This is a genomic window from [Bacillus] caldolyticus (assembly GCF_003595605.1).
GTDB classification, from domain to species: Bacteria; Bacillota; Bacilli; order Bacillales; family Anoxybacillaceae; genus Geobacillus; species Geobacillus thermoleovorans.
In genome coordinates this window covers 1644989-1671088 of the sequence record NZ_CP025074.1, presented here as the reverse complement: position 1 = coordinate 1671088, position 26100 = coordinate 1644989, and the positions used below count along the sequence as shown (strand labels likewise).

Below are 26100 nucleotides of genomic sequence, written 5' to 3'. Positions count from 1 at the left end.
TCAAATCTTATTTATGGCAGCAAAAACTGGACTGAACTTCCTCCGTTTTGTATCCTTACTCAAATAATCATTGACAAGCATTCATTTTGATTAATACGAACGTCAGGGGTTATATCTATATAAATATTCTCGCCCGCTCCGGGGCGAGTAAGCAGGGGAGAGTGGTGTTCAAATTCTTGTTGGGGTGGCGCCAAAGGGCTGATTACAGCCCCTTGGGCGTCACTTTCTTTTCCACTTTGCGCAGCAGCCAGTCAAACACAATCGCCAACATGGCGGCTGGGATGGCGCCGGCTAAAATTAAGTTTTTGTCGGCGATGCGCAGACCGCGGTCGATCAAGTCGCCAAGCCCGCCGGCGCCGATAAACGTCGCTAAGGCGGCGACGCCGATCGTCAGCACCGTCGCGGTGCGCACGCCGGCCATAATGACGGGAAGCGAGAGGGGAAGCTCGACCATCCATAAAATTTGCCGCGATGTCATCCCCATCCCTCGTCCGGCGTCAACGAGCGTCGGGTCAACGCCGAGAATGCCCGTGTACGTGTTACGCAAAATCGGCAATAGGGCATAAAGCGTCAAGGCGATAATCGCCGGCAGTTTGCCGATGCCGAAAATCGGCAGCATAAATCCAAGCAACGCCAAGCTCGGAATCGTTTGGATGATGGCGGCAATGCCGATAATCGGCTCGGCGAGTTTGCGATACCGCGTCAACACCACACCGAGCGGCACGGCTATGACGATCGCAATGCTCATAGCGATGGCGGATAAGAGCACATGTTCTTGAAAGGCGATCCAAATATCATTCTTTCGTTCGATAAACGTCTGCAATAATTCCATCGTATCCCTCCTTGGCGGAAAAGCGGCAGCGGGTGGCTGCCGCTTGGTCATGGGCTGAGACCGAAAACTTGAAAAGGTTTTGGTTCACTAGCGGAACGAATCCCATCGGCAAGCCCGCTTGGAGCGGCCTTGTCTTTTCAAAATGAGACGTGTGATTCAGGCGGGGCGACGGCCGCGGCAACGTTTCTGGCTAGATGACAAGAAACGGGGCGGCATCGTTTTTTCAAGCCCCCATTCGCCCGTCTTCGTTGGCATTAGGCATGTTGCTGGAACGTCCACTCCGCGAGTGCGCGCATCATGCTCGAGCGCGTGATCCCGCCGACGAGCCGGTCGCCGTCCAACACCGGAATGATGCGCACATCCGGGTCTTGGAACAGGGCGGCGACGTTGGTGACGTCCGCTTCTTTCGACAACGTCGTCACATCGTAGTCGGCGATGTCGGCGACTAATAAATGTTCTTCTTGGTAGCGCTGTTCGATTTGTTTTAAGGTGACGATGCCGAGAAAGACCTGCTTTTTATCGACGACGACCAAACTGTCGACCTTTTTCGCTTTCATCAATCGGAACGCTTCGGCCAAGCCGCGCCGCGGCGAGATCGTCGCGACGTCAGCCGACATTAAATCCTCCGCCGTCGGCACGGCCGTATGGCGGATCCGCAGCCGGTCTTCACCAATAAACTCGCGGACAAAGGAGTTCGCCGGCCGCCGAAGCATTTGGTCCGGCGTCGCAAACTGGACGATTTCCCCGTCTTTCATGAGCGCAATCCGATCGGCGATTTTAATGGCTTCATCCATATCATGGGTGACAAAGACGATCGTTTTGTGAATCTCCTCTTGCAAGCGGACGATGTCATCTTGCAGCTGTTCGCGGCTGATCGGGTCAAGAGCGCTGAACGGCTCATCCATCAAAATGATATCCGGTTCTGCGGCCAACGCGCGAACGACGCCGACGCGCTGCTGTTGCCCGCCGCTGAGCTCCGACGGATAGCGATGCTTGAATGTCGCTGGATCCAATCCGACGAGCTCAAGCAATTCGTCAACCCGTTTTTCATAGGCGTGTTTTTCCCACTTTTTTAGTTTCGGCACAAGTGCGATGTTTTCTGCGATCGTCATATGCGGAAACAGCCCGATTTGCTGGATGACGTAGCCGATGTTGCGCCGCAGCTCAACCGGGTCAAGCTGGGAAATGTCTTGCCCATCGATGTACACTTTGCCTGATGTCGGCTCGATCAAGCGGTTGATCATCCGCATTGTCGTCGTTTTCCCGCAGCCGCTCGGCCCGATGAGGGCGACAAGCTCGCCTTTGCGAATTTCAAGATTGATATTTTTTAAGGCGACAAAGCCGTCCTCATACTGTTTCGTGACGTTTTCAAATCGAATCATCCAAATTCCTCGCTTTCTAGTCGATCAGTCCTTCCGCTTTTAAGAAGTCAATCGCCACTTCACGCGGCCGTTTTCCTTCCAAGTTCACTTCGCCGTTTAGTTCCATCATTTTTTCATCGGTCAAAATGTTGGCCAACTTGTTCAGTTTTTCTTCGAGATCCGGGTTGGCATCCAACACTTCCTGGCGGATGATCGGCACGGCGTGGTACGGCGGGAAGTACTGTTTGTCATCTTTCAATACGACCAAATCATATTTTTTTATCCGGGCATCGGTCGTGTAGGCGGTGATGACGTCAATCTCTCCATTTTTCGCTGCTTCGTATTGCAAGTCTGGGTCGATCGTCACTTTTTTCTTGAACTGAAACCCGTACGTATCAACAAGCCCGTCATAGCCGTCGCTTCGCTCAAAAAACTCGGCGTCCGACCCGAAGGTGAGGGAGGACGAGTGTTTGGCCAAATCGGAGTACGTTTTTACCCCGAGCTTTTCCGCCAAGTCTCTGCGCATGGCCAAGGCGTAGGTGTTGTTAAACCCGAGTGGTTTGAGCCAAGCGATGTTGTATTTTTCCTTATATAATTTCTTTGTTTCGTTGTAAATTTGTTCGGGCGTCTTTTTAGGATCGTACGGCTGTTTTAAAATGTTCAAATACCCTGTCCCCGTGTACTCGACATACATGTCGACATCGCCATTTTCAATGGCCTGCTGGAGCATAAACGCGCCGCCTAGACTGTCCTTCACTTCCACGTCCAAATCGGTGTTGGCCTTCACATACTCCGCCAGTAAATGCGTCAAAATAACTTGCTCGGTAAACTTCTTCCCACTGATAACAATTTTTCCTTTCGCATCACTCGTTCCGCTGCAGGCCGCTAGTCCAAATACAAGCCCGACAGCGAGCAAAGTCATCATCCATTTTCGCAACACAATTCCTCCTTCTTTTTCAGCTGATATCATACAAATGAACGGGGATAAAAAAAGCAGCAAAAGGACGCAGAGGGAGGTGAAAAAGCGTCACAAACAAAGGATACCGTAATTTGGGTGCGGCTGGCAAATTTGGTATCGGCCGATATGTTTGCTTCTCGCTTGCTCTCGCGGCGATGAGCGTTCTCTCCTCCTTGATCCTGAAAAATGCTCGGGAATGCTTGCGAATCCTCCTAGATGCTCCGAATTCGAGATGTTTGCATAAGCCTCGTGTTCATCCATCGATGCGCCAGCCAGGCATGACCCGCGCCGTTCATCGAGAGTGCGGGGTGATGCTACCACTTGCCGCGAGAAGGCCGGCGCCTTGGCAAATGGTCAAGGTGAAGGCTAATCGATAAACACTCGAACAAAAAAGGCAGCTCACGGCTGCCTAGTGAAAAGGGAATAGGTGTTGAACATTTCTCTGAGGGGAACGTGTTACGCATGAACAAGGCGATGAAGGGCGCTTTCCGTTTTGAAGACGCGGGCGTTTAAAACAGAGAGTCCCGCTTCATGTTCGGCGAGGGCAGGCAGCACTTTGTCTTCAAGGATGGATGTGATACGGGTGAGGTCGCCTTTCATATGATGAAGGTCGTGCGCCATCGCCTCGTATTTGGCGGTCAGCACTTCTTGCCCATGGCGGAGCGCTTCAACGATCGCCTTCGTTTCGTTCGTGCGCTCATCAAGCAGGTCGATTCGCCGTGCAAGCGTGTTCGTCTGTTCGTTCAGTTGGGCGACTTGGTGTTCGACGGTGCCCATGCGTTCGTTCAGTTGGGCGACTTGGTGTTCGACGGTGCCCATGCGTTCGCTCAGTTGGGCGACTTGGTGTTCGAGGTTGCTTGTCCGCTCGTTCAGCTGAGTGAATTGTTGCTCAAGGGCGCTCGTCCGCTCATTGAGCTGGGCCATTTGCGCTTCGAGAGCGCCCGTTCGTTCATTAAGGTTGGCCGCCAGCACTTCAAGGGCACCCGTTCTTTCATTGAGATTGGCCACTTGTCCCTCCAAGGCGCCAACCCGCTGCTCGAGCGACTCGACCGCCGTGCGCGTCGCTTTCACTTCATGCAAAATTTCCCGCAGCAACGCTTCCATTCGTTTCACCTCCTTTTCCCCTCTATTTTACAAAAAACGCGCGCCGATGGCGAGAAAAAATAGGAAAACGGTTTTTGCTAGAAAAAGAGCGGAGAAAATCGTTACAATAAACATAGGAAAAAACCGAAGCAAAGGTGGACGGAGATGGACGCCACGTGGTTGAAGCCCATTGTCGAAACAAAATATTTATCGACGGAAAACGCGCACCGCTACCGGGCGATTTTGCGCTATTTCTACATTCAGCACGAGCGGATGCGGCAATATTTGTTTCCGGAAGAAGTGTACGCCTTTTTAAAGCAGCACGAGGAGTTTGCCGATTACACTGAGGAAGAGCTGCAGCAAGACCTCGACCAGCTCGTCAAATGGAACAACTTGATCGCCCGTCAAGAGACTTCTCACGTGCGGACGATTGAAGAGTTTAAGAAAAAGCGGTTCCGCTATCAATGCAGCCCGTACACGGTCGAAATCGAACGGATGATCCGCACGCTCGAGCAGCTTGGGGATTCATTTGGGGGGTCGCTCGAGAGAACGCGGTTTGACCGTTTGTATGCCTCTCTTTCTCGCATGGAAACGATCATCGCCTCTGATTTTCAAGAGCAGCCGGATGAAATGCATCAAGTATGGGAAGAGACGTTCGATTATTTCAAAAAAATCATCCAAAATTCCGCCGACTATATCGCTTATTTGCACGGTGAAAATTTGGAAGAGCGGATGACATCGGAGTCGTTTCTCGTTTATAAAGAGCAGTTTACTGCTTATTTGCGCGATTTTATCGTCGCCTTGCAAAAAACGTCGATGCAGATTGAGCAATTGCTTGAAGACTTGCCGGAAGACGGGGTTCGGCAGTTCATCGAGCATGTCGTCGACTATGAGAGGTCCATCCCTCGCTTTGCCGATGCGCTGCCGCCGCGCGCTGTCCAGATTGAAGAAAAATGGGAGACGTGGCGCAGCCTGTGCGAATGGTTTTTAGGCCGCGATGGGCGCGAGAGCGAGCTTTCGTTTTTGCAATACCAGACGAATGAGGCGATTCGCCGCCTGACGCGCGTCGTGCAACGGCTTGGCGAGCGGCATCACCATTTTCGCAGCCGCAAAGGCGACTACTTGCATTTGGCCCGTTGGTTTTCCCGCCTTGAATCGATTGAAGAGGCGCACTGCCTGTCAGCGGTCGTGTTCGGTTGCTTCCATACGAAACATCTCGTCGCCGATTTCGGGGCGACAGACAACATATACCGCGACGTATGGGACGAGCCGCCAGCCGAGTGGGTGACGAAACCGCGCGTCCGCCATTATGGGGAAAAGAAAAAGCCGCAGGCGATTGAAGACAAAGAACGGGAGAAAGAAGAAGCGCGTCTTCGCTATTTGGAAGAAAAAGCGCGCGAGGAAGCCGAGCTGAAGCAATTTGTGACCGACGGGAAAATCGTGCTTGCCGACCTTCCTGAGGTGACCCCATACGTACGGAAAACGCTGCTCGGCTGGATCGCCAAAGCGATGGGGCGCGAGGGGCAAGCAATGAAGACGGAAAACGGGTGGGTTGTCAACGTGGTGAACAAAGAGGGGACGATTTGCCTTCTCGCAGAAGATGGAGAACTCGTGATGCCGAACTACGAAATTCATGTGCTTTCGCGAGGTGAGTGAGGATGGAAACGGCGTTTGACGACAAGGCGAAAGAGGCGCTCGCCGCGCTGTTCGAACAATTTTGGATCATTCGCGACAAAGAGCCGGATTTGTATCAGCTCGTCCGTGAGCGCGAACATGTGTTGAAAAAGTATGTGGAAGAGAAGTTTGGCTATCGGCTCATCGTTCACCGCTATTTTGCCAAGCTCGAGAAAATTCCCGCCGAACCGGAGCCGTGGATGGGCATCGAGTCGTTTCAAGAGCCGCTTGACTATGCGTTGTTTTGCTGTTTGATGGCGTATTTGGAAGGAAAAGCAGTGGAAGAAAAGTTTTTGCTTTCTGACGTATGTGAAGAAATCCGCGCCATGTACCCGGGTGATCTACCGGTCGATTGGACGAACTATTCGCATCGGCGCGCGCTCATCCGCGTGTTGAAAACGGCGGAACAAATCGGACTCGTCCGCCGGATGGATGGGGAGATTGAGGCGTTCGCCCAGCATGTGGAGGAAGAGGCGTTGTACGAAGTGCCAGTGTTGGCTCGTTATTTTATGCGCACGTATCCGAAAGATTTGTTGCAATATGAATCGATCGACGAATTGCTCGCCGAGGAGTGGAAAGCATCACCGCAAGATTATCGGCGCCATCGCCTGTATCGAAAGCTGTTTTTATCCCCGGCGGTGCACCGGACGGAAGGGGACGAGCAAGACTTTTACTACTTGCGCAACTTCCGCCATCGGCTGCGGGATGATATCGAAGCGCATACGCCGTTTCGGTATGAATTGTACAAAAACGCCGCCATGTTGACGCTTCCCGAACGGCAGGCGCCGTACACCGTATTTCCTGATCAGAAAGGAACGTCGGAGGTCATCCTTCATTTTGCCGCCTTGGTGCGCGAGCGGCTTGGGGAATATCCGCCGGATGAATACGGCCGCATACGATTGACGCCTGAACAATTTTCCGCCTGGCTTGCCGATTGCCGGCGCCGCTACGGGGCTGGGTGGGGGAAAACGTACCGCGACATGTCGGCTGCCGAGCTTGTCCGCGTAGTGCTTGCGGCGCTCAACGAATGGCGCATGGCCGATGTGGAGCACGACACCGGAATGATCGTCCTTTATCCCCTCCTCGGGCGGATGTCGGGACGGTATCCGGATGATTTTGACGCGAAAGAGGGAGGAGAACATGGCGAATCCATGGGTGCTTCATCGTGCGGGGCTGATTAATTTTTGGTATTACGACGAGCAGTATTTTCATTTCGCTGACGGTAAGCTGCTCTTGCGGGGAAGCAACGGGGCGGGCAAGTCGGTGACGATGCAAAGCTTGATCCCGGTGCTTTTAGACGGCAAGAAGACGCCCGATCGCCTCGATCCGTTCGGTTCACGGGCGCGGCGCATGGAAGACTACTTGCTTGGGGAAAAAGATGTCGTCAATCGCGATGAGCGGACCGGGTATTTGTTTTTGGAATATAAACGGAAAGAATCCGACCAATACGTCACAACGGGCATCGGCCTGCGCGCGAAGCGGCAAAAAAGCCTCGATTTCTGGGGGTTTGTCCTCTTTGACAACCGCCGCATCGGCTATGACCTTCAGTTGTATAAACAAGAAAAAACAGGTGAAAAAATCCCGCTGACCAAGCGGGAGCTGGCCACAGCGCTCGGCGCGGGCGGGACGGTCGTCGAGACGCAAAAAGACTATATGGAGCTCGTCAATAAGCATGTGTTTCGCTTTGAATCGCTTGAGGCGTTTCAAGAATTGATCGAGCTGCTCATTCAACTGCGCAGCCCGAAGCTGTCCAAAGACTTTAAGCCGACCGTGATTTATGAAATTTTGGAAAGCTCGCTGCCTCCGTTGACCGACGACGAGCTCCGCCATTTATCGGACACGATCGAAAACATGGACCAGGCGAAGCAGCAGCTTGAGCAGCTCGAACGCGACGAGCGGGCGTTGAAGCGTCTTTGCGATCAATACCGCCTTTACAACGAATATATGATCGCCGAAAAGGCGACAGAATACGTAAAAGCGGTCAAGCAAGCTGAACAGCTCGCTGCTGCACAACACCGCCTTCACGATGAAGAAGAGCAGGCGCGAAAGACGCTTGATGAGCTTGATGAGTCCATCACCCGCCTCCGCCGTGAAGAAGACGTGCTGCGTTCACGTGAAATCGACTTGGCTGGCCACGAAGTGTTCCAGCAAGCGGAGAAGTATGAACAGTTGAAATCGGAGAGGGAGCGTCTGCAGGAGCGGTGGGAGCGGCACGAGCAGACGATCGCGGAAAAAGAACGGCTGGAACGCCAACATCGCCGCCGCCTCGATGAATCGGAAGCGCGGCTGGATGACCTTGAACGGAAACTTGAAGACGAGTTGGCGCAGCTGCGAGCGGATGCGGAAGAAGGAGCCTTTTCTTTGCATGAAACGAACGAAGACGATTTTCACCGCCATCGCCAAAAGCAACAAGAGTTTTCGTTTGCCGCTTGGAAACAGGAAGCTGACCGCCATATCGAGCAGCTCGAGGAGTTGGCGCGCCTTTGGCGCAGGCATGACGATGTGAAACGACGCTATGAAGAAGCGAGCACCGAAGCGGGCGAGCGGCGGCGGGAAATGGACGAATGGCGTCATCAGCAACAGAAATGGGAAGAGCTGCTCGAGCAGGAGAAAGAGCGGTTTGAACAAGCCGTGCTTGCCTGGGTCGAGCAAGGAGGAATCGACGTTTCCGAAACGGACATTCAGGCGTTTTTGCGACAAATGGGCGCCCTCTATGAGCTGTATTCGCTCGATGATCTGAAGCGCCCGTTCGTTCAAGCGTATTACGATGCCGTCGGTAAGAAAAAGGATGAGAAATGGCGGCTCGAACATGACATCCGTCTGTTGGAAGAGAAACGGGCAGAACGTGAGGCCGAACTGCGTCAATGGCGGGAACAACGCGACCCTGAACCCGAACGGGATGAACAAACGACAGCCGCCCGCTTGGCATTGGAACGGGAAGGGATTCCGTTTGTCCCGTTTTATGCCGCGGTCGAATTTGTCGACGATGTGCCTGACGATGTGCGCGAGCGGATCGAATCGGCGCTTTCGCACGCTGGGTTGCTTGACGCCCTCATTGCGGCCCGCGATGTCGACGTCGACTGCGACCGTGTGCTCATCCCGAAACCGGTTCATATGGTGCATACGTTGGCCGATTATTTGCGCCCAGATGCGGATGCCCCTGTGTCGGCGGAGCGGATTGACGAAGTGCTCCGAAGCATCGTGATCACCGATGCGGAACAAAAAGGCGGCATGACGATCGACGAAACAGGACGCTATTCGCTCGGCCTTGTCCGTGGCCATGCGCCGCGGAGAGCGCGGGCGATGTTCATCGGCCGTGCGGCGCGGGAGCGGTGGCGGCTTGAGAACATCGCGGCGCTGGAAGCCGAGATCGCCGCTGTGGGACAAGAGATCGACCGTCTACGTCGTGAGCATCAGGCGGTGGGAGCGGCCATCCAAGCGCTTGCCGACTGGTTTGTGTCCTTCCCATCGGACCGCGATGTGCGCACCGCGTTTGAGGAAGGGCAAGAAGCCCGCCGCCAAGCCGAAAGCAAAGAACGGGAATGGAAGCGGCAAGAAGAAAAAGCCGCCCTCCTCGCGCGCGAATGGAAACAAATCAAACAACAGCTCCATGACGAGTCGGCCGAGCTTGATTTGGCTTTTACCTTGGACGGCTGCGAACAAGCCCAGCTCGCCATGAAATCGTACGTCCGCCATTTGCACGAACTCGAAGTGCTTTACCGCGAAACGCGCCATACCGAGGCCATGATCGCCCAACAGCGCGAGCGGCTCGCGGCGCTGGAAACGGAGATCGACGAAGCGAAAGGCGAACGAAATCGGATTCGGGATGAAAAAGAGCGGATCTCCTTGGAGATCGTTGAGATGGAACGGACGCTCGCCCAAATGGGAGCGGATGACATTCGCGCGGAAATCGCCCGCATCCAAGAACGATTGGCGTTTTTGCGCCAAGAAATTCCGCGCCTTGTCAACGAACGGGCGCGCACGGAACAGCGCCTCATGCGCTTAGTCGAAGAGCGGGAAAAAGGAGCGCAGCGGGAAGAGTTCGCCTGCCAGCTGGCCGCCATGTGGGAGCGGTCGTTTGCCGATGAAGCGGCGCTTGGGCTCGTGGATCTTGATCGTTCACGTTCGCTTTTGGAGCAGGCCAGAGAAGCGAAACAACGGTATGAAACAGTGTTAAAAGAGACGCGTTCCTCGCTTTTGGCGCGGCTGAACACCGTCTTCTTCCAAGAGTCGTCCAACTTGACCGAATACCGGGCGACGTTCGAGCGGCTGGCGGAACAAAAGGAGTCCGAATGGATCGCCGCCGCCCCAGACGACGAGATGGCGATGAAAGCGGCCGATTGGCGGGAAAAACAAGAACGGCATGTCATTTATCTCGACTACAAAGGCCAGCGTGCCACGCCGTTTGCCGTGCTCGCCGAGGTGGAGCGCGACATCGCCTTGCAGCACGAGTATATGAAGGAGCAAGACCGCGAGCTGTATGAGGACGTCATTTTAAAATCAGTCGGCCGCATTTTGCGCAGCCGCATCCAGCGCGCCGAGCGGTGGGTGAGCGATATGAACAAACTGATGGGAGGTCTCGACACGTCATCAGGGCTCGTGCTGTCCATTCAATGGAAGCCGAAAACGGCGGAGACGGAAGCGGAGCTGGATACGAAAGAGTTGGTCCGTCTGTTGCGGATCGATTCGCGGCTGTTGAAAGAGGAAGATTTGCAGCGGGTGACGAACCATTTCCGCTCGAAAATCGCCCGCGCCCGCGAATTGCTTGAGGAGCGCGGCCAAGGCAACACACTCCATCAAATTATTAAAGAAGTGCTCGACTATCGGAAATGGTTTGCCTTCACCTTGTACTATGAAAAAACAAATGAGCCGAAACGCGAGCTGACGAACCACCGTTTTTACCAATTCAGCGGCGGGGAAAAGGCGATGGCGATGTACATTCCCCTTTTCGCCGCGGCGTATTCGCGCTACCAAGAAGCGGGCGATGACGCCCCGTACATCATCTCGCTCGACGAGGCGTTCGCCGGCGTTGACGAAAACAACATCCGCAATCTGTTCGGCCTTGTCGAACAGCTTGGCTTTAACTATATCATGAACTCGCAGGCGCTTTGGGGCGACTACGACACCGTGCCCGCTTTGTCCATTTGCGAACTCGTCCGCCCGCGCAATGCATCGTTTGTCACCGTTATTCATTACCGTTGGAACGGGCGTGTCAAACAGCTCATGGTTGATGACAAAGAATGGGAGATGATCAAAACGTGAGCACCGTCAAAGAAGCGGCCGCCTTTTTCCGCTCCGAACAGGGCTTTAAGCGGCTGTTTGTCGAAATGAAACGCAAGTACGAGTCGCTCGGCCGCGTCGGCGGCGCGGTTTCGTTGCAGTCGTTCTCCAAGGAAGAGCGGGAGTCGATCGCCGCCTTTTTCGGCAAAGACGTCTCCCGCGTCTTTCTCTCCGACTTTGAAAAACAGCTCGGACAGACAAGGTTTGCGGGTGTTGGACTCGTCGAACTGCTCGAACATTATTTCGGCGTCCCGCTTATGTCGAACAAAGAACGGCGCCAGGCAGAGGCGGAAGAGCGGGAGCGTTTTTTCGCGCGCCTTGCAGAGGAACATCATTGGTTCGCGGCCGTCCGCGGCCAACGCTTCGTCCAAACGGCGTACGAAGCCGACCGCGGCGGCCTTGAGGCCGCCGTCCGCCTTGTCGGCGCCGCCCTCTGCCGCCTCCCGCTCTCTTCATATATGCGCCTCCCGCTCTTTGCCCAGCAAGTGGCCAGCGACCCGCACGCGTTCGATTTGTCCACTCTTCCTGGGAGATTGTTGTTGTCCGCCTTGCAAGCGACGACACCAGGCCAGTGGGATGTGGCGTCCGTAGAGAGTGTCAATGAACTGTTGCAGTCCGTCGGCCTGCTCCGCGAAGATATTTTGAACTTTGTCACATGCGCCAACATCCTTGCTGAAACCGAGGGCGGCCCGCATCCCGTCTTCTCCGCCGCCTCGGAGACGAACACGGCGCTGAACATGCCGCTTAGGGACGTTTTGTCGCTTGTTGGCGCCCATCCCGCCCGCGGCAAGACGGTGTACATTGTGGAAAACGCCGGTGTTTTTTCGACGTTGCTTGACACCCGCGCCCCGCTTGTCAGCACGAACGGGCAAATGAATTTGGCGACGATGAAGCTGCTCGATTTGCTCGCGGCCTCTGGCGCCAAGCTGTATTATTCCGGCGACTTCGATCCGGAAGGATTGGCCATGGCAGAGCGGCTGCTTGAACGGTATGGACAGGCCGTCACGCTCTGGCGCTTTTCCTTGGACGATTATGCGGCCGCCAACCCAGTCGTTGAACTCACACCCGAGCGCCTCGCCAAACTCGCATCCGTCACATCGGAACCATTGCGGCCGGTGAAAGAAGCCATCGGGCGAAAGAAAAAAGCCGGGTATCAAGAGGCGATCATTGGGAGGTTGACAGGGGATATCAACGGGTAGTCCATTCACGAGCTAGAGGAAGGACAAGGGAAGGAGCCCAAAGCGATCGGGCCTCCTTCCTAAAAAGTTACATTCATGAGAAGGAATTGCGTCGCGTAGAGCGAATACATATCGTGAATTCCATGTCGCAAGGAGGGGAAACGTGGCCAAACAGCGAATCGATCACGACCGGTTGTTCAAAGAGCTGCTGTCGACGTTTTTCGAAGAGTTTTTGCTTCTTTTCTTTCCCAACGTGTACGAGCACATCGACGTTCGCCACCTTTCTTTCCTCACAGAAGAACTGTTTACCGACGTGACGGCCGGAGAGAAGCACCGCGTCGATTTGTTGGTGGAAACGAAGATGAAAGGGGAAGACGGGCTCGTCATCGTCCATGTCGAACACCAAAGCTACGCACAGCGGACCTTCCCCGAGCGAATGTTCCTCTACTTCAGCCGCTTGTTTCAAAAATACCGCCGCCGCATTCTTCCGATCGCCATCTTCAGCTATGATGAACACCACGATGAACCTTCCTCATTGGTCGTCCAGTTTCCGTTTTTGACGGTTCTCGATTTTCGTTACTTGACGGTGGAGCTGCGCAAACTGCCGTGGCGCGCGTACATCCGCCAGGACAACCCCGTCGCCGCTGCCTTGTTAAGCAAAATGGGGTATAATGAAGAGGAGAAAGTCGACGTGAAAAAGGAATTTTTGCGCATGCTTGTCCGTCTCGAACTGGATGAAGCGAAACAGCGGCTGTTGTTCGGTTTTTTTGAGACGTATTTGCGGCGATCCGAAGAGGAGGAAGCAAAACGGCGAAACGAGGTGAGCCAAATGGAAACGAAGGAAGCAAAGCGTGTGATGGAGCTCATCGTCTCATACGAACAGCGGGGGCTGGAAAAGGGAATCCAACAAGGAATCGAACAGGGGATAAAGCAAGGGATGAAGCAAGGGATGAAGCAAGGACGCCAAGAAGGGATCGAGGAAGGGAAGCTCGACGTGGTGAAGAGAATGCTGGCGAAAGGATACGATGTCGACACGATCCACGAACTGACCGGACTGCCGGTTGAGAAGATCGAACGGGTGAAGGGGTAAGCAGAGCAGACTCTTCGCCGTCGAGCCTCACATTGTCGTCGACCCCCAATCGTGCAAAAATCCCGGGGGATCGACGACAATGTTTTTTGCGCAAAAATCCTACAGCCATCACGGCTGAACCATATTGACAGAATTTTTGGAATGTGGTATTCTGGAAACAACCCAAAGGGAAAAAGCTTGATTTGATGCGCATGGTTTGGGTTTTTATCGTACCTATGAGGGATTGAAACCTCGATATTGTGCTTTGTTATGCCAGCACTTGCAAGGTTTTTATCGTACCTATGAGGGATTGAAACTCGACAAAAATCATCCGGGATACCCAGCAAATTCAGGTTTTTATCGTACCTATGAGGGATTGAAACTGGTTAGAGTATTATCGTTGAGAAGGAGCAATCAAGGTTTTTATCGTACCTATGAGGGATTGAAACAATGTATAAAACTGGCTAGTTGCGGCTGCTGTACCACGTTTTTATCGTACCTATGAGGGATTGAAACAGTAAATAAAGCATATAATGTAAGTAAGAAACAAAGTTTTTATCGTACCTATGAGGGATTGAAACAAGATATGAAACGCAAAGCGGCCGAAAAAGCAAAAGAGTTTTTATCGTACCTATGAGGGATTGAAACGGGAACATCCGCGGCAAGAAGGCGAAGATCGGCTGGTTTTTATCGTACCTATGAGGGATTGAAACCGCCAAGAACAGAGAGGATCAATTTATTTCGAGTGAGTTTTTATCGTACCTATGAGGGATTGAAACTAATGTCTTCACCTTGCATTGATCGGCTGATAAGTTCGCGTTTTTATCGTACCTATGAGGGATTGAAACTGTTTGTAGCGCGTCAATTAGATATTTTCCGTTTAAAGTTTTTATCGTACCTATGAGGGATTGAAACAATGTTGGGTACTGTTCGATAATTACAGTATTTTCTGTTTTTATCGTACCTATGAGGGATTGAAACTAATGTCTTCACCTTGCATTGATCGGCTGATAAGTTCGCGTTTTTATCGTACCTATGAGGGATTGAAACTGAAGGGGACGATGTTTTTGAGTTTACAGACGGTTTGTTTTTATCGTACCTATGAGGGATTGAAACTTCATGAGCGGTGAGGATACATCCATACTCATTCCAGGGTTTTTATCGTACCTATGAGGGATTGAAACAATCGGTCGGGAGCTGATCCCACGAATGAAAAAACCAGTTTTTATCGTACCTATGAGGGATTGAAACCCGTTCGGCTTCACGATGATTTGCGCAGGCTTCCTGGGTTTTTATCGTACCTATGAGGGATTGAAACTCAAGGAGCAGGCCGAAAAAACCGAGGAAGAGCTCGGTTTTTATCGTACCTATGAGGGATTGAAACAGCTTTCTTTCTGTCTCCACCATCTGTTGAGCGTACAGTTTTTATCGTACCTATGAGGGATTGAAACCACTGTGAATCTTCGGAAACACTTTTAGCTCCCGCTGTTTTTATCGTACCTATGAGGGATTGAAACTTCCATGATTCAAAATGCAGGCATCGGCTATATCTGTTTTTATCGTACCTATGAGGGATTGAAACCTCGTTGGGAGTAGGCTCTAATCCTCAAACACCTCATTCGTTTTTATCGTACCTATGAGGGATTGAAACTCCGAACGTGCAGCGATCGCAAACAAACTGAATGCCGGTTTTTATCGTACCTATGAGGGATTGAAACAACAATAAGGAGCGATGACTATGCCGTTGCCGAAACAGTTTTTATCGTACCTATGAGGGATTGAAACCACTCCAGCGCTCCTACGGGCTTTTCCCCGCTCCCGTTTTTATCGTACCTATGAGGGATTGAAACAGAAATAGAATGGGTGATTCCATGCCGCCCATAAAAGTTTTTATCGTACCTATGAGGGATTGAAACCAATTAGTTTCAGAATACACTACTCTAAAACCGGTACTCATATTGTTCCAACAATAAAGAAAGGTGAGGAATGATGAAGCTGTGGGAATATGTCGGTAAAAGGGTAAGAATTATATACAAAGACGGAGATGTGCTAGAGGGATTTGTCCGTGATTACTGCGATGGAGAGGATAGTGAGGATGGGATTGACAGCTTGGTAATTACAAACCAAGAGGCAAAAGAACTGGGGATTGTTTATGGGGTTCTATATACATGCTCATTGAAAAGTTAACCTTCGCATAAGCGGTGCCCACTCCGGTTATACTGCTCCTAATGAAAAACATGGAAAAGGAGCGGAATTCTGCATGAAACGTCTCAAAATCACCGACAACCATGGATGGACGCCCCGGAAACTCCGCAAGCAGGAACGGAAGATCAAAAACGCCCATCTCCGCCAACGTGTGATGGCCGTCCGCCTGGTCATGGAAGGCTATTTGGGCAAAGACGTGGCCTCCATGGTCAACGTGTGCCGACAAACTGTTTCCCATTATGTGTCGCTGTTCAACGAAGGCGGCCTTGAACTCCTGCTTCATCGGGATTTCGCCCCCGGGCGGGAGCCGTTTCTCACCGAAGAACAGCAGGAAAAGATCAAACAGCTTGTGTTGACCACTACTCCCGCGGAACTGGGCTGGGACGTCGCTTCGGCGTGGAACACCAAACTCCTGCAATCCTATGTCGCAAAGCAATTCGGTGTTTCCATTTCCCGCGAAGCGCTGCGAAAACTCCTGCACCGCAAAGGGCTGTCGTGGACACGACCGACGTACACACTGGCGAAAGGAAATCTGGATGAGCAAAAACAATTTGAAAAACAAATGGATCTGATAAAAAAAACTTGATCACCAAGGAGACAGAAGATGCTGTTCTTCTGTACATCGATGAAACCCATATCCGCTCTTACCATGTCTTGCGGTCCACATGGTCGGAAGTCGGCCGCCAAAAACAAGTGCCGACGTTTGGCCATCATGCCCACGTATCGCTGTTTGGCGCGGTCAACGTCCATGATGGTGAAACGGTGCTTCATCAAACGACCGCTGCCAATGCCGCGACGTTCTTGGATTTCTTGAGAATGCTCAAAGAGCGCTATTTAGACCGTCTCATGGTTTTGGTGTTGGATAACGCCCGCATTCACCATGCCAAAATGGTCAAGGAGTTTTTGCGGGAAGAAGGACAGTGTTTTCACTTTATTTACCTTCCTCCGTATTCTCCGCAACTGAACCCGATCGAACGCTTGTGGAAATGGCTGAAAGACACCGTGATCGCCAATGTGTTTCACAAAAATCGAAACGATATCGTCCAGGCCATTGCTCGGTTTGTCAACTACATCCACGAACGTCCGGAGGAAGTGCTGCAACGCTTAGGGTGTGCAGGATGAGAAGTTAACTCTTTATGTTGCATGTATATAGAAAACGAAATAAAATCTATTGAAATTATTGGTTAAAAGCGCTGAATCACATTTAGGTGGTTGAGTTTTTATCGTACCTATGAGGGATGAAACCTTGATAAACGTACATAAAATGCTTTCATATAGTTTTGTTTTTATCGTACCTATAAGGGATGAAACCTGCGCCAACGTCATAAAACGTTCGGCGTTTTTTTATGAGAGTTACATGTTTTGCGGTAGCATCGTAATTCTGAATTTTATAAAAACAGTCTCGATTTTTATACCATTTTTTTGTCTATATGGTATAATTAGATTAGTCCAAACGATGCGGAGGGGTGATAGATTGATCGAAGCAATCGCCCGAATCGGAAAGATGGTGCTCGAGAAGCAAGGAGAAGTGTCGGTCATTGATCAGCTGGTTGAGAATCCAGGTTATCCTTCTTGTGTGCTCATTTCATTGCGTGTGGATGGTGAGGGAAACGCTGTCTGGGAAGGATGCGAGGTTGAGGAATGCGGAAGTGATTATAAGAAATATTTGTTTCGTTCCGGATCAACGCGCGGAATCAATTATTCTCCGACAGCGAGAATTACGACGATCGAAAATACATATGATCAAAAAGTTCTCGGATGGTTTCGCAAAGTGAATCGGGTGATGGATGACCCGTTTCTCCGTTCTATCGAGCATGTGCTTGTGCAGCAACAAGAAGCGATTTTGCACGAAATGAAAGACAAGCTTTCGCTTTCTGGCGAACGTGCCATCGTCTCATTGAAAATCAATGGTGCTTATTTGTACGGTTGGACGCCATTTCAGGACGCTTTTTTGTATTTGGTGAATGAAAAAGATATGGAATTGGCAGCCCGCCATCAAGTGTGCGCGATTTGCGGAGAACGCAAGGAAACGGTGATTGGTAAGTTATCCGTCTTTCGTTTTTATACGTTGGACAAACCGGGGTTTATTACCGGGGGGTTCGATGAGGCAAAGGCATGGCGAAATTATCCTGTCTGTTTGTCCTGCAAATCCCATATTGAGGAAGGAAGAAAATTTATTGAATCGTATTTGCAGTATCGGTTTTATGGGTTTTCTTATTTGGCGATTCCCAAGCTGCTGATTCCTGCCGGTCGTGATGTATTGGATGAGCTGTTGGAGTATTTGGTGAATGGGAAAAAGGATATCCGCATCCATCAAGACCAAGCGGAATCGTTTATGACTACGGAAGAAGATTTGCTTGGAACGTTGCAGGATTATGACAATTCTCTTTCGCTGCAGTTGTTGTTTTTGCAGAGAATTCAAAGTGCGGAGCGGATTTTGTTGCTGATTGAGGATGTATTGCCGTCGCGAATCAGCGAACTGTTCCGAGCGAAAAAGGCGACGGAAACATTGTTGTACAGGGAAGGTAATCATCCCTTCCATTTTGGCTTTATTCGCACGTTTTTTCCTATCGGTGTCTATGATAAATATTTTTTGCAAGTGGTGGAATGCGTATTTCAAAAGAAAGCGTTGCCGCTTTCGTTTTTTGCTTCTTTTTTTATGGAGCAGTTGCGGGCTGATTTTCACGATTATGAAACCGGTGATGGGTTCTTTGCCGCTAAGACGCGTCAAGCCATTGCGGTCATGGTTTTCTTGGAGCAGGCTGGAGTATTGATAAGGAAAGGGGATCGGGTGGTGGAAGGAAAATTTGCCCGTTTGTTCGAAGCATATGGAGGACAACTGGATTCAAAGGAGAAACAAGCGGTTTTTCTGCTTGGGGCATTGACGCAAATGCTGCTGGACATCCAGCAGAAACAACGCGGCAGCAAGCCATTCTTGCAACAACTCATGGGGCTCAAAATGGATCAGCGGGCCATCAAAGGGCTGCTTCCGAAAGTGATTGGAAAGCTGGAAGAATATGAGTCTTACTACGGCGGGCATCGCCAGCTCGCTGAAGAAATTTCCCGTTTATTTTTGTCCTCTTCCCCAAGGTGGAAATTGTCGGTGGATGAACTGAATTTTTATTTTGCATGTGGGATGAACCTAACATCGCAAGTCAAAGAAATCATCTGGAGTAAGGAGGAACAGTAATATTATGGTGAAACAGCGTTCAGAACTGCTCTTTTTGTACGATGTGCAGTGGGCGAATCCGAATGGCGATCCGTTGGATGGCAATAAGCCGCGCATTGATGAGGAAACAGGGAAAAACATCGTCACCGATGTGCGCTTAAAACGGACGATTCGCGACTACTTGTATGAGTATCGCGGGCAAGAAATTTTCGTCCGTGAAATTGCGCAAGATGATGAGTATATTCAAGATGCGAAGGCAAGAGCGGAAGATTTTTTGGTTCGAGACGGGGGGAAATTAGAAAAATCAAAATTAACCTTAAGTGAAATGAAAAAAATCATCAATGATGAGGTGTTGCGTCAATGCATTGATGTAAGGCTGTTCGGCGTCACTTTGCCGATTGAAAAAAGCTCAAGGGAAAAAGGATCGATTACTCACACAGGGCCTGTCCAGTTTAAAATGGGGCAGTCGCTCCATCGTGTCAAGCTGGAATATATCAAAGGAACCGGCGCGTTTGCCTCGGGCGGGCAAATGACGCAGAAGACGTTTCGTGAAGAATATGTGCTTCCGTATTCTCTTATTGCGTTCTATGGGGTGGTCAATGAGACCGCGGCCCGTTCGACGAGACTGACAGAAGAAGATGTAGAGCTGCTGGTTGAAGCGATGTGGGAGGGGACGAAAAATTTAATTTCCCGCTCGAAAGTCGGCCATGTCCCAAGGCTGCTTTTGCGTGTCGTTTATCAAGAGCCTCACTTCCATATCGGCGAACTGGATCAATACATTTCCCTGCATACGGAAAAGGCGGAAGAGGAAATTCGCGATGTCCGAGATTATGTGCTGGATGTATCTCCGCTCATTAAGGTATTGGTTAGGGAAAAGGAAAAGATTGCGAAGATTGAGCTGCGGCAAGATGAAAGGCTTGTGTGCAGCGAACAGCTCGCTGACCGATTGCGTCAAGAAGGCATTGTTGTGGATATTCGATCATAAGGAATGAGCGCGATGAATGTGCTTGTATTTGATATTCGGGCCGATTTCGGGCATTTTCGCCAGCTGTACTCGACTTCTTCTCCGCTCACATATTCTTTCATTCCGCCGACCGCGCTTTTTGGGTTGCTCGGCGCGATCACAGGGGCGGGAAAAGAGGAAAACGAGTATTTGCGAGTGTTCAACCATGAGACGACCAATGTGGCCGTACGCCTCATGGGTCCAGTGCGGAAGACAAGAGTGGGCATCAACTATGTAAATACGAAAGGGAACATATGGGTGCCAAAACAGCGGCGTGAAGGAGCGCGGACGCAAATTCGTGTGGAGTTTTTGCGTTTTCCTCATTTCCGTTGTTATGTTTCGCTCAAGGACGAGGAACGGTTTTCGCAGCTTGTGGATCTTGTTCGCCAGCACAAAAGCGTATACACGCCATGCCTTGGTTTGAGCGAATGTTTGGCGAATGTCCAGTTTGTCGCGATGGAAGAGTTTCGCTTCGTCAAAGTGGATGGAGAGGATCACGTGCCGATTTGTTCGGTGATTCCTGGAAACGGGATGCGAGCGTTGAAAGTGGAGCCAGGCAAAGAGTATCGCAAAGAGCGGGTGGCTTGGAAGATGAATGCGGAACGGGTTGTTTCCCAGTACGAAGAGGTGGTGTTTGAGGCGGGAGGACAGCCCATTCTCGCCTCTGTCCCGCACTATTGGGAGAATGAACACGGGGAGCGGATCGTCTTTTTCTATTCCGATGGAAGGGGAGAGTAAGATGTATTCCCATCCTCACTATTTATTATCTGAACATTTGCGGGGGGTGGAGCAGCTTTCCTCCCTCTTTTTGTCTGAAAAGTCCATTCGCTTAGCCGATCCAGTGCTATTGGGTAAGATGAACCGTTGGATCGCACTTTTTCACGATCTTGGCAAGGGCCATGCCTTCTTCCAGCAATACATCCAATCGCCTGATGCGTTTCAAGGTCCGCCAGCGCTCAAAAGCCACGCTCTTTTATCGGCAGTCCTATTAGCGATGTTCCTTAAGGAGAAGGGGATTGACGAGTTTTGGCGGTTGTTGGCCTTTCTTGTCGTGAAGCGTCACCATGGGAACTTAGATGACTGGCTCGAAGAGTTGAAACGGATGGGGGAGGAGACGAAGGCGCTGCTTAGGCGTCAAGTTGAAGCCGTCGATTATGCAGCATTGGCGGAACAAATGGCGCTTGCTGGCTTAGGGAAAGAGGGGATCTGGACAAAAGAAACCTGGTCGGCATGGCTCGATGAATTTTTCACCGAGGCCCGGTCCTTGCGCCGTTTCATCATGTCATGGAACCGGGAAAACAAGTCCCTCGCTCCGTATGTACGAGTATTGTTTCTTTTTTCTTTGCTGATTGATGCGGACAAGTCGGAGGCAGGGATCGTCCAAAAGCAGTCATGGTCATTTTCCGCGCGCAAAGAGATCCCCGCGGATCTCATTTTGCGCTACAAACAGAGACAATCATGGGAAACAACAGCGCTCAATCAGCTAAGGGAGCGGGCGTTCCGTGAGGTGGATGAAACGCCGATCGACCTAAGCCAACACTTTTACCGACTCAATTTGCCGACAGGGATGGGGAAAACGCTGGCAAGCCTCCATTTTGCGTTGCGCTTGCGTGAAACCATTGAGCGGCAACAAGGGATCAAGCCGCGCATCATCTATACCTTGCCGTTTCTTAGCGTCATTGACCAAACGGCGAATGTACTTAAAGAGATATTTTCTTGCAATGGAGTCGGGGAAGATCACCAACTGTGGCTCGCGCACCATCACCTCGCTGACATTCGCTATACGACCAAGCAAGATGATGAACGATATGATGCGGATTATGAAGCTGCTAAGCTATTGATCGAAGGTTGGCATTCGGAATTGATCGTGACGACCTTTGTGCAATTATTTGAAACGATCTTTTCCAATCGCAATGCCTCGTTGCGCAAATTTCATCGGCTGGCCAATTCCATTATTTTGATTGATGAAGTGCAGGCCGTGCCTCATCGATATTGGCTGGCCATTCGTCAGTTGTTTGAGGCCATGGCGGAAGAACTTGGCTGTTATTTCCTGTTCAGTTCGGCCACGGATCCGAAATGGTTCCCTGAAGCGATTTCACTTGTGAATGAACAGGCCTATTTCCAGCCGCTTTCCCGTGTGGCACTGTATCCCGATATCGACAAACCGATGACGATCGAGGAGTTTGTCCGCCGCATTGAGTGGGACGAAGAGAAAACGTATTTGTTTATCTTGAATACGATTGAAAGCGCTAAAACCTTTTACAAGACGCTTTTAGACGAAGGCATCGATGAAGCGGAGGTTGCGTTTTTATCCACTCATATTCCACCTAAAGAGCGTCTGCGGAGGGTGAAGGCCGCGAAAAATGGCGAATATCGAATTGTCGTCAGCACTCAGCTGATTGAAGCGGGCGTCGATATTGATTTTGACGTGGTGTACCGCGACTTCGCGCCGCTTGATTCCATTCAACAGGCTGCCGGGCGGTGCAATCGCCACGGGCATCGAACCGGGGAAGTGCACGTTGTGCGCTTGACAGACAACAGGCGGTTATATGCAAGCTATATTTACGATGCCATTCGGTTGGATATTACCCAAACGTTGTTAAAAGGAAATAAGGAAGTGCATGAAGGGCAGTTTTTGCGGCTGATTACATCTTATTTTGAAACATTGGCAGCCCGGATGAGCAATGCGGAATCGGAGCGGTTGTTAAAAGGGATGATGACGCTGTATTTTGATGGCGAGGAAACGATTGACCGAATCCCTGTGTCTCATTTTCGTTTGATTGAAGGGGATGGAGAAAAAATGAATGTCTTTATTGAATTAGATGAAGAGGCTGTTGATGTATTTCGCGAATATGAGGCCATTTTGCGCCTGCATGACCGTTGGGAGCGCCGAAAACGGTTTGCGTCGTTAAAGAGCCGCTTTTCCCAATATGTGATTGCCATTCCTGCGAAAGTGGACCATCAGCCCCCGATTGTCCATGGCATTGGGTATGTAGGGAGAGACTCCCTGAACGATTTTTACGACGAGAAACTCGGTTATCGAACGAAAAGCGAAGGCTTGATCTGGTAGGTGAAGTCAATGGAATATGAAATGCCTGTCACCGGAACGGATATTTGGTATTATTACATTTGCCCGCGCGAAGTTTGGCTTATGAAACATCAAATTGCCCCCGATCAAGAGGATGAGGCGTTAGAACTTGGACGATTTCTTTCTGAAACATATTATCAACGGGATAAAAAGGAACTGTCGATCGGCCATATTGTCATTGACCGCATTCGTCAAGAAGAAGGAGAGCTGATCATTGGGGAAGTCAAAAAATCATCGAGCTATTCCCAAAGCGCCCGAATGCAGCTGCTATACTATTTGGATACGTTAAAGAGAGCGGGAATTGAGGCGAAAGGGGAACTGTTGTTTCCGAAAGAGCGGAAGAAAGAACGGATCGAATGGACGGAAAAAGCGCGGAGCGAGCTGGAACGCGCCGTGGCAGACATCCGCCGCATCGCGCGAATGCCCGTCCCACCGCCGCCAAAAAAGATCTCATTCTGCGGTAAATGCGCCTATCGTGAATATTGTTGGGCGGAGGAATAAGAATGAAAAAGACGTTGTATATTTTCCAAAATGGTGAACTGCGCCGTAAAGATAATAGTTTATACTTTGAAACGGAAGAGCGGAAACGGTACATTCCGGTTGAAAACACAAATGATATTTATATTTTCGGCGAAGTGGATGTGTCCAAGCGATTTTTGGAATTTGCGGCGCAAAAAGAGATCATCGTTCATTACTTTAACCATTACGGGTACTACGTTGGTTCTTTTTATCCGCGGGAACACTTGAATTCAGGTCATGTCGTGTTGAAGCAGGCAGAACATTATCTCGATCCTCGAAAACGGTTGGAACTTGCCCGTCTGTTTGTCCAAGGCTCCATCCGTCAAATGGAGCGGGTGCTAAAATATTACCGCCCTCGCCTTTCCGAACCAGAGGAATTGGAAAAGGCGCTGCAATCGATTGAACAAGAAGAGGCGAAGCTTGATCAGGCGGAAACGGTGGAGCAGTTAATGGCGGTAGAAGGTCATATTCGCGAGGTATACTATGCATCGTTTGATTCCATCATTCGCCATCCGGACTTTGTGTTCGAGAAACGGACAAAGCGTCCTCCGCATAACCGTTTAAATGCGCTGATCAGCTTCGGCAATTCGATTGTGTATACAATGTGCCTCAGTGAGATTTATAAGACATACCTAGACCCGCGCATCGGGTTTTTGCACAGTACGAACTTTCGCCGTTTCTCCTTGAACTTGGACATCGCGGAAATTTTCAAACCGATCATTGTAGATCGCTTGATCTTTGCATTAGTAAATAAGAAAATGCTGTCCAGTAAACATTTTGAGAAGTTGACAAACGGCATTATGCTGAATGAAGAAGGAAGAAAACTGTTCGTCAGTGAACTCGAGAAAAAAATGCAGACGACCGTCCAGCATCGCCATCTTGGCAAGTCTGTATCCTATCGCCGTCTGATTCGACTTGAACTGTATAAAATTCAAAAGCACATTCTTGGCGAAAAAACGTACGAGCCATATGCGGCTCGCTGGTAGGTGGGATCGTTTGTTCGTGATTCTTGTGTATGATTTCAATGAAAAGCGTGTAGCCAAGGCGTTGAAGATTGCCCGCAAATATCTCCACTGGGTGCAAAACTCTGTATTCGAAGGGGAAATTACGTCAGCCAATTACGAAAAGTTAAAGATGGAATTGCGCCAACTTATGGATCCCGATGAGGATTCAGTTATTTTTTACACGTTTCGCACCCAAAAGTATTCGAAAAGAGAAGAGATGGGATTGAAAAAGGGTGGGGACGAATTCATTTTATAAGAACAAAGGACGGCACTCAACAAGGAAGGCAGGATAACATATGAGATTGACAATCACGATGAGCGGGCGGCAAGGGCCTGTTTCCTTGCCGCTCCATTACCAGCATTTGTTGCAAGGGATGTTGTATCGTTCGTTAGAAAATGAGCAGTTAGCTGCATTTTTGCATGACAAAGGATTCCGTCACGGGAAACGGTCATTTAAACTCTTCACGTTTAGCCGTTTATTTGGAACGCACCAAGTGGATCGGGGAAAAAAAGCGATTCGGTTTTTGGATGATTTCCAATGGCATATCGACACCGTTCTCCCAGAGCTGACTCAGCAACTTGGACAGCGATTTTTGTTGCAGAGAGAGATTGAGCTTTACGGACAGCTGATCGAAGTGAAAAGTGTCAAAATGGAGAACATCGACATACGCGAAAACGAAATTGACATTGTCATGCTCTCTCCATTGACCGTATATAGCACATATGAAACGTTCGACGGAAGAAAGAAAACGCAATTTTTTGACCCCGATGATGAGGTGTTCCCCCACCTGATTGAATTGAATTTCCGTCATAAATATGAAGCGTACTACGGCGTTCCGCCGACGGAAAGACTGTTGATCGAGCCGGTTCACGTTCATCATCGTCATCGTGTGGTGACAATGTTCAAGAATATGTATATTACAGGGTGGCTTGGCTATTACCGCCTCTGTTCTTCACCAGAACAGCTGACATTTTTATATCATGTCGGCCTAGGCAGCCGAAATTCACAAGGATTCGGCATGTTTCGCCTTAAAAGCGAATAAACGGGTCAAGAGATTGTCGTCGACCTCCAATCGTGCTAAAACCCCGGGGGATCGACGACAATGGTTTTTAGCGCCTCAAGCCTACAGCCATCAAGGTTGAAAGCCGTTGACAGAATTTTTGAAACGTGGTATGCTGAAAACAGCTCCAAACCGAAAAGCTTGATGGAACAAGCATTTTTGGGGGGTTTTTATCGTACCTATGAGGGATTGAAACTCGTCGTACAAATACATCGTCGCAAACCTCACTTCGTTTTTATCGTACCTATGAGGGATTGAAACAATGAGTTCGATGAGTGGATCGAACGCGTGAATGAGTTTTTATCGTACCTATGAGGGATTGAAACGCACCGCATCGTCGTCGATCAATACGGCGGCGATGTCGTTTTTATCGTACCTATGAGGGATTGAAACCCATTTCATCCAGAACAGCAACCGCCTTTTCGCGAATGTTTTTATCGTACCTATGAGGGATTGAAACGGTGCTTCTACTTCGAAATCCGCAACCGAAGTCGCAGTTTTTATCGTACCTATGAGGGATTGAAACCAGAAGGTGAAGCGTCCAACGATCACCGTTTCAATCGTTTTTATCGTACCTATGAGGGATTGAAACCTCCTCGACGAGTGGCAGAAGCGC

The 26100-nt window shown here is 50.3% G+C and carries 21 protein-coding genes and 2 CRISPR repeat arrays (1 of these 23 running past the window's edge); of the genes, 17 read left to right on the top strand and 4 right to left on the bottom strand.

The features are described from left to right. Nucleotides 1-202 precede the first annotated feature (202 nt). The 4 genes from CWI35_RS08675 to CWI35_RS08660 all read right to left on the bottom strand — a co-directional run bounded on the left by CWI35_RS08675 (nt 203) and on the right by CWI35_RS08660 (nt 4255). Entirely contained in the window at nt 203-832 is a 630-nt protein-coding gene (locus tag CWI35_RS08675; protein ID WP_011229818.1) for an ABC transporter permease, read from the bottom strand. A 254-nt stretch (nt 833-1086) separates the two neighbouring features. After that, nucleotides 1087-2214, bottom strand: a complete 1128-nt coding sequence (locus tag CWI35_RS08670; protein ID WP_011229819.1) for a betaine/proline/choline family ABC transporter ATP-binding protein — start codon at nt 2212-2214, stop codon at nt 1087-1089. A 16-nt stretch (nt 2215-2230) separates the two neighbouring features. Beyond that, nucleotides 2231-3133 (bottom strand): glycine betaine ABC transporter substrate-binding protein, encoded by a 903-nt coding sequence (locus CWI35_RS08665; RefSeq protein ID WP_014194799.1) that lies wholly within the window; start codon nt 3131-3133, stop codon nt 2231-2233. A 474-nt stretch (nt 3134-3607) separates the two neighbouring features. Then, the gene (locus CWI35_RS08660) at nt 3608-4255 is read right to left on the bottom strand and encodes a coiled-coil protein (RefSeq protein WP_020279669.1); all 648 of its coding nucleotides are present in this window, start codon (nt 4253-4255) and stop codon (nt 3608-3610) included. Between the two features lie 144 nt (nt 4256-4399). Between CWI35_RS08660 and CWI35_RS08655 the strand changes: the two genes are divergently transcribed. From CWI35_RS08655 to cas6, 17 genes are all read left to right on the top strand, one after another. Then, entirely contained in the window at nt 4400-5890 is a 1491-nt protein-coding gene (locus CWI35_RS08655) for a TIGR02677 family protein (RefSeq protein WP_119877668.1), read from the top strand. A gap of 2 nt (nt 5891-5892) precedes the next feature. Continuing rightward, nucleotides 5893-7089, top strand: coding sequence for a TIGR02678 family protein (locus tag CWI35_RS08650; protein WP_062898334.1), 1197 nt, complete (start codon nt 5893-5895; stop codon nt 7087-7089). Then, a complete protein-coding gene (locus CWI35_RS08645) occupies nt 7049-11170 on the top strand; it encodes a TIGR02680 family protein (protein WP_119877667.1) in 4122 nt (1373 codons plus the stop codon). The genes CWI35_RS08650 and CWI35_RS08645 overlap by 41 nt, the downstream gene beginning before the upstream one ends. Next, entirely contained in the window at nt 11167-12387 is a 1221-nt protein-coding gene (locus CWI35_RS08640) for a TIGR02679 family protein (RefSeq protein WP_011229825.1), read from the top strand. Before CWI35_RS08645 ends, CWI35_RS08640 begins: the two co-directional genes overlap by 4 nt. A 142-nt stretch (nt 12388-12529) precedes the next feature. Further along, nucleotides 12530-13456, top strand: coding sequence for an Rpn family recombination-promoting nuclease/putative transposase (locus CWI35_RS08635; protein ID WP_119877666.1), 927 nt, complete (start codon nt 12530-12532; stop codon nt 13454-13456). A 200-nt stretch (nt 13457-13656) separates the two neighbouring features. Continuing rightward, nucleotides 13657-15351: direct repeats of the CRISPR family, unit length 30 nt; unit sequence GTTTTTATCGTACCTATGAGGGATTGAAAC. A gap of 2 nt (nt 15352-15353) precedes the next feature. After that, nucleotides 15354-15425: a polymorphic toxin type 50 domain-containing protein gene (locus CWI35_RS18840; protein WP_119877665.1), complete on the top strand. Its 72-nt coding sequence runs from the start codon at nt 15354-15356 to the stop codon at nt 15423-15425. After that, nucleotides 15425-15622 (top strand): hypothetical protein, encoded by a 198-nt coding sequence (locus CWI35_RS08625; protein ID WP_119877664.1) that lies wholly within the window; start codon nt 15425-15427, stop codon nt 15620-15622. The genes CWI35_RS18840 and CWI35_RS08625 overlap by 1 nt, the downstream gene beginning before the upstream one ends. Before the next feature lie 73 nt (nt 15623-15695). After that, a complete protein-coding gene (locus CWI35_RS18440; RefSeq protein ID WP_020279734.1) occupies nt 15696-16226 on the top strand; it encodes a helix-turn-helix domain-containing protein in 531 nt (176 codons plus the stop codon). Next, entirely contained in the window at nt 16223-16762 is a 540-nt protein-coding gene (locus CWI35_RS18435; RefSeq protein ID WP_240432097.1) for an IS630 family transposase, read from the top strand. The genes CWI35_RS18440 and CWI35_RS18435 overlap by 4 nt, the downstream gene beginning before the upstream one ends. Nucleotides 16763-16871: 109 nt before the next feature. Next, the gene (locus CWI35_RS08615; protein ID WP_240432164.1) at nt 16872-18830 is read left to right on the top strand and encodes a TIGR02556 family CRISPR-associated protein; all 1959 of its coding nucleotides are present in this window, start codon (nt 16872-16874) and stop codon (nt 18828-18830) included. A gap of 4 nt (nt 18831-18834) precedes the next feature. Then, nucleotides 18835-19794, top strand: coding sequence for a type I-B CRISPR-associated protein Cas7/Csh2 (gene cas7b / locus CWI35_RS08610; RefSeq protein ID WP_020279821.1), 960 nt, complete (start codon nt 18835-18837; stop codon nt 19792-19794). 12 nt (nt 19795-19806) lie between these two features. Continuing rightward, the gene (gene cas5b, locus CWI35_RS08605) at nt 19807-20550 is read left to right on the top strand and encodes a type I-B CRISPR-associated protein Cas5b (protein ID WP_025039280.1); all 744 of its coding nucleotides are present in this window, start codon (nt 19807-19809) and stop codon (nt 20548-20550) included. A gap of 1 nt (nt 20551) precedes the next feature. Further along, nucleotides 20552-22882, top strand: a complete 2331-nt coding sequence (locus CWI35_RS08600; protein ID WP_025039281.1) for a CRISPR-associated helicase/endonuclease Cas3 — start codon at nt 20552-20554, stop codon at nt 22880-22882. A gap of 9 nt (nt 22883-22891) precedes the next feature. Then, on the top strand, nt 22892-23401 hold the full coding sequence (gene cas4, locus CWI35_RS08595) for a CRISPR-associated protein Cas4 (RefSeq protein ID WP_020279825.1): 510 nt from the start codon (nt 22892-22894) through the stop codon (nt 23399-23401). A gap of 2 nt (nt 23402-23403) precedes the next feature. Further along, a complete protein-coding gene (gene cas1b / locus CWI35_RS08590; protein WP_020279826.1) occupies nt 23404-24405 on the top strand; it encodes a type I-B CRISPR-associated endonuclease Cas1b in 1002 nt (333 codons plus the stop codon). Between the two features lie 10 nt (nt 24406-24415). Next, complete coding sequence (gene cas2 / locus CWI35_RS08585; RefSeq protein ID WP_013522869.1) at nt 24416-24679, top strand: CRISPR-associated endonuclease Cas2; 264 nt, start codon at nt 24416-24418, stop codon at nt 24677-24679. 40 nt (nt 24680-24719) lie between these two features. After that, the gene (gene cas6 / locus CWI35_RS08580) at nt 24720-25466 is read left to right on the top strand and encodes a CRISPR-associated endoribonuclease Cas6 (protein ID WP_025039282.1); all 747 of its coding nucleotides are present in this window, start codon (nt 24720-24722) and stop codon (nt 25464-25466) included. A gap of 184 nt (nt 25467-25650) precedes the next feature. Then, nucleotides 25651-26100: direct repeats of the CRISPR family, unit length 30 nt; unit sequence GTTTTTATCGTACCTATGAGGGATTGAAAC; it runs 1100 nt beyond the window's last position.

What these genes read in the sequence shown, in the direction of transcription:
- cas1b (WP_020279826.1), top strand. Translation starts at nt 23,404, where the DNA reads ATGAAAAAGACGTTGTATATTTTCCAAAATGGTGAACTGCGCCGTAAA.
- cas4 (WP_020279825.1), top strand. Translation starts at nt 22,892, where the DNA reads ATGGAATATGAAATGCCTGTCACCGGAACGGATATTTGGTATTATTAC.
- CWI35_RS08675 (WP_011229818.1), bottom strand. Translation starts at nt 832, where the DNA reads ATGGAATTATTGCAGACGTTTATCGAACGAAAGAATGATATTTGGATC.
- CWI35_RS08645 (WP_119877667.1), top strand. Translation starts at nt 7,049, where the DNA reads ATGGCGAATCCATGGGTGCTTCATCGTGCGGGGCTGATTAATTTTTGG.
- CWI35_RS08670 (WP_011229819.1), bottom strand. Translation starts at nt 2,214, where the DNA reads ATGATTCGATTTGAAAACGTCACGAAACAGTATGAGGACGGCTTTGTC.
- CWI35_RS08660 (WP_020279669.1), bottom strand. Translation starts at nt 4,255, where the DNA reads ATGGAAGCGTTGCTGCGGGAAATTTTGCATGAAGTGAAAGCGACGCGC.
- CWI35_RS08600 (WP_025039281.1), top strand. Translation starts at nt 20,552, where the DNA reads ATGTATTCCCATCCTCACTATTTATTATCTGAACATTTGCGGGGGGTG.
- CWI35_RS18440 (WP_020279734.1), top strand. Translation starts at nt 15,696, where the DNA reads ATGAAACGTCTCAAAATCACCGACAACCATGGATGGACGCCCCGGAAA.
- cas6 (WP_025039282.1), top strand. Translation starts at nt 24,720, where the DNA reads ATGAGATTGACAATCACGATGAGCGGGCGGCAAGGGCCTGTTTCCTTG.
- CWI35_RS08615 (WP_240432164.1), top strand. Translation starts at nt 16,872, where the DNA reads ATGAGGGATGAAACCTTGATAAACGTACATAAAATGCTTTCATATAGT.
- CWI35_RS08625 (WP_119877664.1), top strand. Translation starts at nt 15,425, where the DNA reads ATGAAGCTGTGGGAATATGTCGGTAAAAGGGTAAGAATTATATACAAA.
- CWI35_RS08650 (WP_062898334.1), top strand. Translation starts at nt 5,893, where the DNA reads ATGGAAACGGCGTTTGACGACAAGGCGAAAGAGGCGCTCGCCGCGCTG.
- cas7b (WP_020279821.1), top strand. Translation starts at nt 18,835, where the DNA reads ATGGTGAAACAGCGTTCAGAACTGCTCTTTTTGTACGATGTGCAGTGG.
- CWI35_RS08655 (WP_119877668.1), top strand. Translation starts at nt 4,400, where the DNA reads ATGGACGCCACGTGGTTGAAGCCCATTGTCGAAACAAAATATTTATCG.
- cas5b (WP_025039280.1), top strand. Translation starts at nt 19,807, where the DNA reads ATGAATGTGCTTGTATTTGATATTCGGGCCGATTTCGGGCATTTTCGC.